The sequence below is a fragment of the Streptomyces botrytidirepellens genome (assembly GCF_003721215.1).
GTDB classification, from domain to species: Bacteria; Actinomycetota; Actinomycetes; order Streptomycetales; family Streptomycetaceae; genus Streptomyces; species Streptomyces himastatinicus.
In genome coordinates this window covers 1-8,424 of sequence record NZ_RIBZ01000222.1, presented here as the reverse complement: position 1 = coordinate 8,424, position 8,424 = coordinate 1, and the positions used below count along the sequence as shown (strand labels likewise).

Below are 8,424 nucleotides of genomic sequence, written 5' to 3'. Positions count from 1 at the left end.
CGACGCGGAGGGCGTGCGGGAACAGCGGGTCGCCGGGGCGCGCCGCCGACCCCAGCCGACGGAGCGCGGCGCGGGCGGGGTGCTCGGCGGGGAACAGGGTCAGGACGGGGTCCGGGCCGCCGGGCTGCTCCCGGTCGGCCCAGAGGCCGACGAGCCGCCCGGCCTCGTTCAGCGACGGCAGCAGTTCCTCGGCCACCGGGCCGCGCCAGGTCTCCAGGGTCCGCGCGATGTGCGGGGCGAGGGGCTCCCGGCGGGAGGCGCGCAGGGCGCGCGCCACGGAGTCGAGCGCTTCGGCGATCTCCGCGTGGGGCGCCTTCGGGGTGTCGGCCGCGAGCAGCAGGGCGCGCCGGATGCGTTCGGCCTCGACGAGCAGTCCGTAGAGCGGTGCCGCGCCGGGGCGGGCGAAGCGCGGCAGCAGGTCGAGCGCCCTGCGGGCGGCGGTGAAGGGCGCCGGGGCGGGGTGGCCGACGGCCCCCTCGGCCTCCGTACGCGCGTACGCGGCCAGCGAGGCGTAGAGGGCGGCGAGCGCCTTGCGCTGCGCGGGGTGGCGCCGCCCGTACGGGGGCAGCAGCTGCGCGACGAGGGTCAGGGCGGCGCCCGTGGCCATCCAGCGCACCATCACCAGCCCCACCTCGACCGTGGCGGCGAGATCGGCGGTGATCATGCAGCCGATGACGACGAGGCAGGCGCGGATGCCGGGCGCCACGCCCAGCGCCCGCCACAGACCGGCCAGGTACGCGAGGGCCGCGAGGGCGATCAGGAAGTACCAGCCGGCCTGGTGCAGCCAGACCCCGGCGAGGGCGGCGAGCGAGAAGCCCGCGCCGAGCCAGAACGCGTTCACCGCCCGGTGCCGGACCGGCGCCAGCAGGGTGCCGATGCCGCAGATGAAGGCGCCCACGGACATCATGACCCAGGCCAGCGGATCGCCGGTCAGCCCGCCGAGCGCCGCCGCGGCGAGGACCGCCAGGACCGCCCGTACGATCGCGCCGGGCTCCGAGAGAACGCGTTCCATGGTCAGCGCGGCCCGGAAGCTACGGCCGACCGCTGACGTCCATCCCTGTATCTCGCGCACCGTACTCATATAAGTGCACTATACAAATTGTTTGCCGCTCACTCCAAACGGATCACCCCGAACGGATCACCCCAGCCGGATCACGTTCCAGGACATCGGCTCCAGCGTGGCAGTCAGCACCCCGTCCGCGAGCGCCGTGCCCTCGCCCGGGTGCGGGGTGACGCGCTCGGGGTCGGTGAGGGTGTTGCGGGCCTCCGGGTCGGCGTCGGCGAGGACGCTGTGCTCGACGACCCGGGCGGGCGCCATCCCGTGCAGCGCCACCTCCAGCGGGAGCGGCCGGTGCTGGTCGCGGTTGACGGCGAAGACGGTGACCGCGCCGGTCTCCTCGTTCCGTACGGCCGTGGCGTGCAGCAGCGGCACCTCGCCGTACCTCGCCGTCTCGTGCGCGGGGCTGTCGACGGCGACCTGGAGCACCCGGCCGCGGCCGTACGCCGACGCCTGGGCGAAGGGGAAGAAGGTGGTCTGGCGCCAGGCCGGGCCGCCCGGTTCGGTCATGATCGGGGCGATGACGTTGACGAGCTGGGCGAGGCAGGCGACGTTCACGCGGTCGGCGTGGCGCAGCAGCGCGATGAGGAGCGAGCCGAAGACGACGGCGTCGGTGACGGAGTAGTTGTCCTCCAGCAGCCGCGGCGCCTCCTCCCAGTTGGGCGGCTCGGCGGCGTGGAAGCGGGCCTGGTACCAGACGTTCCACTCGTCGAAGGAGAGGTTGATCTTCTTCTTCGACTTCAGCCGGGCGCCGACGTGGTCGCAGGTCGCGACCACGTTCTCGATGAAGGACTCCATGTCGACGGCGGAGGCGAGGAAGGAGTCGCGGTCGCCGTCGCGCTCCTCGTAGTAGGCGTGCAGGGAGATGTAGTCGACCAGCTCGTAGGAGTGCTGGAGGACCGTGGCCTCCCAGGCGGCGAACGTCGCCATGCCCTGGTTGGAGCTGCCGCAGGCGACGAGTTCGACGTCCGGGTCGATCTGCCGCATGGCGCGGGCGGTCTCGGCGGCGAGCCGTCCGTACTCCTCGGCGGTCTTGTGGCCGGTCTGCCAGGGGCCGTCCATCTCGTTGCCCAGACACCACAGCCGGATGCCGTACGGCTCCTTGTCGCCGTGGCCGACGCGACGGTCGGACAGGGCGGTGCCGGACGGGTGGTTGGCGTATTCCTGGAGCTCCAGGGCCTCGGCGACGCCGCGCGTGCCGAGGTTGAGCGCCATCATGGGCTCGCCGCCGACCTTGCGGACGAAGTCGATGTACTCGGAGAGCCCGAAGCGGTTGGTCTCGGTCGAGCGCCAGGCGAGGTCGAGGCGGCGGGGGCGCTCCCCGGCGGGGCCGGTGCCGTCCTCCCACTTGTAGCCGGAGACGAAGTTGCCGCCGGGGTAGCGGAGCGCGGTGACGCCGAGTTCACGGATCAGATCGAGGACGTCGGTGCGCAGCCCGGCCTCGTCGGCGGCGGGGTGGCCGGGCTCGTAGATCCCGGTGTAGACGCAGCGGCCGAGGTGTTCGACGAACGAGCCGAAGAGACGGGCGTCGACGTCGCCGACGGCGAACGCGGGGTCGAGGGTGAACCGGGCGGGGGCGGTCGACTGCATGGCGGCGCCTCTCTGCTGCTCTGTTCGATATGCCGGATAGGGGTCGCATATCCGAACGCGACGGTAAGAGCTGGCCGCCCGCGCGTCAACGGCTCCCGCCCGCGCGCATCAGTACGCGGTCGGCCAGCCGCCGCTCCAGCTCAGCAGGTTGACGCCGAGCTTGGCGGTGCCGCCCGCCTGGCCGTCGTAGTAGTGGTAGACGAGCAGGTCACCGTCGGCGTCGCTCATGATCGACTGGCCGCCGGGGCCGATGTAGCGGCCGTGGGACTCCAGGACCGGGGAGCCGCCGTTGTTCATCATGGCCACCCCGTTCTTGTCGTAGTACGGCCCGGTGGGCTGGGTGGCGCGGCCGACCTTGATCTTGTACGTGGAGCTGGTGCCCGCGCAGCAGGTGTCGTAGGACGCGAACAGGTAGTAGTACCCGTTGCGCTTGATGACGGACGGCCCCTCGACCGCCTTGGTGCCGGTGGGCCGGGAGGCGATGCCGTACACCGTCTTGTCGCCCGCGTAACTCTTGCCGGTGGCGGGGTCGAGGCGGATCATCTTCAGCCCCGACCACCACGAGCCGAACGACAGCCACCACTTCCCGTCGTCGTCCACGAAGAGGTTGGGGTCGATGGCGTTGTAGTTGCTGCTGCCGGTGGTGGAGTGGACGATGCCGTAGTCCGTCCAGGTACCCGCCTTGCCGCTGGGCGAGGTGGCGAAGCCGATGGCGGAGGTGCTGGAGCCGAAGGACGAGACCGCGTAGTACATCAGGTACTTGCCGCCGTGGTACGAGATGTCCGGCGCCCAGGGGTCGTTCGCGGAGGAGTACGTCTTCCACCAGGACGGCGGGGAGTTGAAGGCGTTCCCGGAGCGGCTGAACGCGATCCGGTCGGTGGAGGTGCGGGCCTCCAGACCACCGTGGGTGGAGTAGAGCAGATACGTGCCGTCGGCGGCGCGGAGCATCGTCGGGTCGTGGACGGTGATGTCGCCCGTCACCCGGCCCGGGTTCGGGTAGGCGGAGGCGCTGGCCGGGAGCAGGGCGAGCAGGAGTGCGGCGGGCAGGGCGAGCCATCTGGTGCGGTGACGCGTTGTCATGCGGCGTTTCTCCTCTCATGTGCCGTGCGGTGTGTGCTCTCTTGACCGGGCTGGGGGCCACCTCTAGCGTGCGGCCGACGTTACGGAAACGTTCCGGAAGTTTTCGGAGCCTGGGAAGGGAAGTTTTCGTGATCAAGACGGTCCGTACCGCTCTCGTCGGCGCAGTCGCCGCCGCCCTGATCCCTCTGGCCATGCCGTCCGCCGCCGCTGAGCAACCTTCCACCCCCGGCGCGGATTTCGGAAGACCTCTCCAGCCGATCGACGGCTTCGGTTTCTCGGAAGCCTTCCAGCGCGCCGATCTGATGCGGGGTGCGGGCGGGCTCACCCCCGAGCACCGGCGGGAGGTGCTGGATCTGCTGCTGAACCGGCGCACCGGCGCGGGGCTCAGCATCCTGCGGCTCGGCATCGGCTCGTCCTCGGACGAGGTCTACGACCACATGAAGTCCATCCAGCCCACCGACCCGGGAGGCCCGGACGCCCCGCCGGCTTACGAATGGGACGGCAAGGACGGCGGCCAGGTGTGGCTGGCCAAGGAGGCGAAACGGTACGGCGTGCAGCGCTTCTACGCCGACGCCTGGAGCGCGCCCGGCTACATGAAGACCAACGGGACGGACGCGAACGGCGGCACCCTGAAGCCGGAATGGCGGCGCGCCTACGCCAACTACCTCGTCCAGTACGCGAAGTTCTACCGCCAGGAGGGCATCCGCATCACCGACCTCGGCTTCACCAACGAGCCGGATCTCGCCACGTCGTACGCCTCCATGCAGTTCACGCCGAAGGAGGCGGCCGAGACCGTGAAGGCCATCGGCCCGGCGGTCCGGCGCGCCGGGATCGACCTGGTGTGCTGCGACGCGGCCGGATGGGACCAGCAGGCCGAGTACAGCGCGGCCATCGAGGCGGACCCGGAGGCGTCACGGTACGTGGGCGTGCACACCGGCCATCCGTACGTCACGCCCTCCGACCAGCCGCTGCCGACGGAGCGGCGCACCTGGATGTCCGAGTGGAGCCCCAACGGCACGACGTGGAACGAGGCGTGGGACGACGGCAGCGGCTATGACGGCCTCGCCGTCGCCGAGGCGATCCACACGACGCTCGCGGACGCGCGGGCGAGCGCGTACGTGTACTGGTTCGGCGCCTCCGTGGGCGCGACGCGGGGGCTGATCCAGCTCGACGGCGCGGACTACCACGTCTCGAAGCGGCTCTGGGCACTCGCCGCGTACAGCCGCTTCGTACGCCCGGGAGCGGTGCGGGTGGCGGCGTCGGCCGGGGCGGCCGCGGCGGACGGCGTGAAGGTGACGGCCTTCCGGAACCGGGACGGGGGCCGGGTGCTGGAGATCCTGAACACGGGCCGGGAGGCGGTCCGTACGGACTTCGCGGTGAGCGGCGGACGCGGAGTCGGATCGGTGTACCGCACCGACGAGACCCACTCGCTGAGCCGGGTCGGCCGGGCCGTGGTGCGGGGCGGCACGCTGGACGTGGACCTTCCGCCGCGCGCGCTGACGACGGTGGTCCTGCCGTAGAGCGTGTCGTGGTGTCGGGCAGATATCGGGGGTCTGCGACCGGTGTCGGCGGTCTGTCGGCGGGGCCTGGGACGTTTCCAGTGATCCCGCCGGGCGCCCGCCTGGCACCCGTGCGACACGCAAGGAATCACCATGACCCCTCACGTCACGATCATCGGCGCCGGGCTCGGCGGCCTGACCCTGGCCCGCGTCCTGCACCTCCACGGCATCCCGGCCACGGTCTACGAGGCGGAGACCTCACCGACGGCACGCGCGCAGGGCGGGATGCTCGACATCCACGACTACAACGGGCAACTGGCCATGCAGGCAGCGGACTTGATGGACGAGTTCCGCGGCCTCATCCTGGAGGGCCGTCAGGCGATGCGGATCCTCGACCGGGACGGGACCGTCCTGTTCGACGAACCCGACGACGGCACCGGGGGCCGCCCCGAGGTGCAGCGCGGCGAGCTGCGGCAGATCCTGCTCGACTCGCTCCCGGCCGACACCGTCCGGTGGGGACACAAGGTCAGCGGCGTCCGTGCCCTCGGTGAGGGCCGCCACGAGGTGGCCTTCGCCGACGGCACCACCGTCGTCACGAGCCTGCTGGTCGGCGCGGACGGCGCGTGGTCACAAGTCCGCCCGCTGCTCTCCGACGCCACGCCCGCGTACACCGGCAGGTCGTTCGTCGAGACCTACCTGTTCGACGGCGACACCCGCCACCCGGCCGCCGCGAAGGCGGTCGGCGGCGGGTCGATGCTCGCGCTCGCGCCGGGCAAGGGGATCCAGGCCCACCGGGAGAAGGGCGACACCCTGCACACCTACGTGGCGCTCACCGAGCCGCGGGACTGGTTCGCCGCCATCGACTTCACCGACGCCGCCGCGGCCGCCGCGCGGATCGCCGAGGTGTTCGACGGCTGGGCGCCGGAGCTGACCTCGTTGATCACCGACAGCGACACCGCGCCGGTCCTGCGTCCCCTCTACGCCCTGCCGATCGGGCACCGGTGGGACCGGGTGCCGGGCGTGACCCTGCTCGGCGACGCCGCGCACCTCGCGGTCCCGAACGGCGAGGGCGCCAACCTGGCCATGTACGACGGCGCCGAACTCGGCAAGGCCATCGCCACCCACCCGGACGACGTCGAAACCGCCCTCANCACCCACCCGGACGACGTCGAAACCGCCCTCACCGCGTACGAGCAGGCCATGTTCCCCCGCGGCGCCGACGCCGCCACCGACGGCACCCGACTCCACGAGTACCTCTTCGGCGACGACGCGCCCCATGGCCTGATCACCGCGTTCACCGACGCCGAGCAGACCCCATGAGCGTCAGTCGGCCGAGCCGTCTCAGTCGCCTGAGTCGTCTCAGTCGTCTCAGTCGTCTCAGTCGTCGAGGGCGACGATCATCTTGCCGATGTTCTCGCCGCGGAGCATGCCGAGGAAGGCCTCCACCGCGTTGTCCACGCCCTTGACGACGGTCTCGCGGTAGCGCAGCTTGCCCTCCCGCACCCAGGCTCCGACCTCCTCGAAGAACTGCGGCTGGAGGTGGTTGTGGTCGTTGACCAGCATGCCCTGCATGCGCAGCCGCTTGCCGATGAACAGCGCCATGTTGCGCGGGGCGGCGGGCGGCTCGGTCTCGTTGTAAATCGAGATCATGCCGCAGGTGGTGATGCGGCCGTGCACCTTGAGGCTGCTGAGGGCCGCCTCGAGGTGCTCGCCGCCGACGTTGTCGAAGTAGACGTCGATGCCGTCGGGGGCGGCCTCCTTCAGCTGCTCGGCGACCGGGCCGTTCTTGTAGTTGAACGCCGCGTCGAAGCCGTACTCGTCGATCAGCAGCCGCACCTTCTCGTCCGAGCCCGCGCTGCCGATGACCCGCGAGGCGCCCTTGAGCTTGGCGATCTGGCCGACCTCGCTGCCGACCGCACCCGCCGCGCCGGAGACGAACACTGCGTCGCCCTCCTTGAACGACGCGACCTCCATGAGCCCCGCGTAGGCGGTCAGCCCCGTCATCCCGAGCACTCCGAGGTACGTGGTGAGCGGGGCGACCTCCGGGTCCACCGTCACCGCGCGCTTGCCGTCCACCACCGCGTACTCGCGCCAGCCGCCGAAGTGCAGGACGTGGGCGCCGACCGCGATGCCGTCCGCGTTCGAGGCGATCACCGTGCCGACCGCGCCGCCCTCCATCGGCTGGTCCAGCTGGAACGGCGGTACGTACGACTTCACGTCGTTCATCCGCCCGCGCATGTACGGGTCCACCGACATGTACAGGTTGCGGACCAGTACCTGGCCCGGGCCCGGCTCGGCCACCGGGGCCTCGCGCAGCGCGAAGTCCTCCGGCTTCGGCCAGCCCTCGGGGCGGGCGACGAGGTGCCATTCACGGCCGGTGGCGGGGATCGCGGACATGGGGGGTGCCTCCTCAGACTTACTTCACCAACTGAAACAATCATGGGCCTGCATATTTCATGCTGTCAAGCAAACGGGTAACCTGAGGGGCATGACGTCCCGCACCGACCCGCTGACCCTCGAGGTCGTCGAGCTCATCGGCACCATCGTGGCCCGCTATCACGAGGAGTACGAGGAAGCCGCCGCCAAGCACGCCCTCACCGGCGCCCAGGCCCGCGTCCTGGGCCTGCTCTCCCGGGGGCCGACGCCGATGCGGCGGATAGCGCAGCAGCTCAAGTGCGAGCCGTCGAACGTCACCGGGATCGTGGACCGCCTGGAGTCCCGCGGGCTCGCCGAGCGCCGCCTCGACCCCGCCGACCGGCGCGTCAAGCTCGCCGCCGCGACGGAGACGGGCCGCGAGACCGCCGAGCGGCTGCGCGGCTCGCTGGACTTCGCGCGGGAGCCGCTGGCCGGGTTGTCGGCGGATGAGCGGACGGTGCTGCGGGACCTGCTGCAACGGATGCTGGGCGTCACGCCGTAGCCAGAGTGCTCAGTTCCAGGGCACTGAAACCGCGCTGAAACCGCGCTGAACCCACCTCGCCGCAAGCTGTGCGGCATGACGACGACAGCGAGCGCACTCGCCATCGCGGCCAGGGGGCTGCACAAGGCCTACGGCGAGAAGAAGGTCCTCGACGGCATCGACCTGGCCGTCCCCGAGGGAACGATCTTCTCCCTCCTGGGCCCGAACGGCGCGGGCAAGACCACGGCCGTGAAGATCCTCTCCACCCTCATCACCGCCGACGCCGGCGACCTGCGGGTCGG

Annotated in this window: 8 protein-coding genes; 4 read left to right on the top strand and 4 right to left on the bottom strand. The window is 71.3% G+C overall.

All coding sequences use genetic code 11. The features are described 5' to 3' along the window. The 3 genes from EEJ42_RS16650 to EEJ42_RS16640 form a co-directional block, all read right to left on the bottom strand. On the bottom strand, window positions 1-1,081 hold a 1,081-nt coding region (locus tag EEJ42_RS16650; RefSeq protein ID WP_148081981.1), incomplete at its 3' end, for a hypothetical protein. Window positions 1,082-1,138: 57 nt separating this feature from the next. Further along, the gene (gene arfA / locus EEJ42_RS16645; RefSeq protein ID WP_123100709.1) at window positions 1,139-2,647 is read right to left on the bottom strand and encodes an arabinosylfuranosidase ArfA; all 1,509 of its coding nucleotides are present in this window, start codon (window positions 2,645-2,647) and stop codon (window positions 1,139-1,141) included. 108 nt (window positions 2,648-2,755) lie between these two features. Further along, a complete protein-coding gene (locus EEJ42_RS16640) occupies window positions 2,756-3,727 on the bottom strand; it encodes an arabinan endo-1,5-alpha-L-arabinosidase (protein WP_123100708.1) in 972 nt (323 codons plus the stop codon). 128 nt (window positions 3,728-3,855) lie between these two features. On the opposite strand from EEJ42_RS16640, the gene EEJ42_RS16635 reads away from it, so the two are divergent. Then, window positions 3,856-5,247 (top strand): glycoside hydrolase family 30 protein, encoded by a 1,392-nt coding sequence (locus tag EEJ42_RS16635; RefSeq protein ID WP_123100707.1) that lies wholly within the window; start codon window positions 3,856-3,858, stop codon window positions 5,245-5,247. 132 nt (window positions 5,248-5,379) lie between these two features. Beyond that, the gene (locus EEJ42_RS16630; RefSeq protein WP_123100706.1) at window positions 5,380-6,546 is read left to right on the top strand and encodes an FAD-dependent oxidoreductase; all 1,167 of its coding nucleotides are present in this window, start codon (window positions 5,380-5,382) and stop codon (window positions 6,544-6,546) included. Window positions 6,547-6,603: 57 nt separating this feature from the next. On the opposite strand, the gene EEJ42_RS16625 is transcribed toward EEJ42_RS16630, so the two are convergent. Further along, complete coding sequence (locus tag EEJ42_RS16625) at window positions 6,604-7,623, bottom strand: NADP-dependent oxidoreductase (protein WP_123100705.1); 1,020 nt, start codon at window positions 7,621-7,623, stop codon at window positions 6,604-6,606. A 91-nt stretch (window positions 7,624-7,714) separates the two neighbouring features. Between EEJ42_RS16625 and EEJ42_RS16620 the strand changes: the two genes are divergently transcribed. Together EEJ42_RS16620 and EEJ42_RS16615 are read left to right on the top strand one after the other, a co-directional pair. Continuing rightward, window positions 7,715-8,143, top strand: coding sequence for a MarR family winged helix-turn-helix transcriptional regulator (locus EEJ42_RS16620; protein ID WP_063734980.1), 429 nt, complete (start codon window positions 7,715-7,717; stop codon window positions 8,141-8,143). Between the two features lie 75 nt (window positions 8,144-8,218). Continuing rightward, the coding region (locus EEJ42_RS16615) for an ATP-binding cassette domain-containing protein (protein ID WP_123100704.1) at window positions 8,219-8,424 on the top strand (206 nt) is incomplete at its 3' end.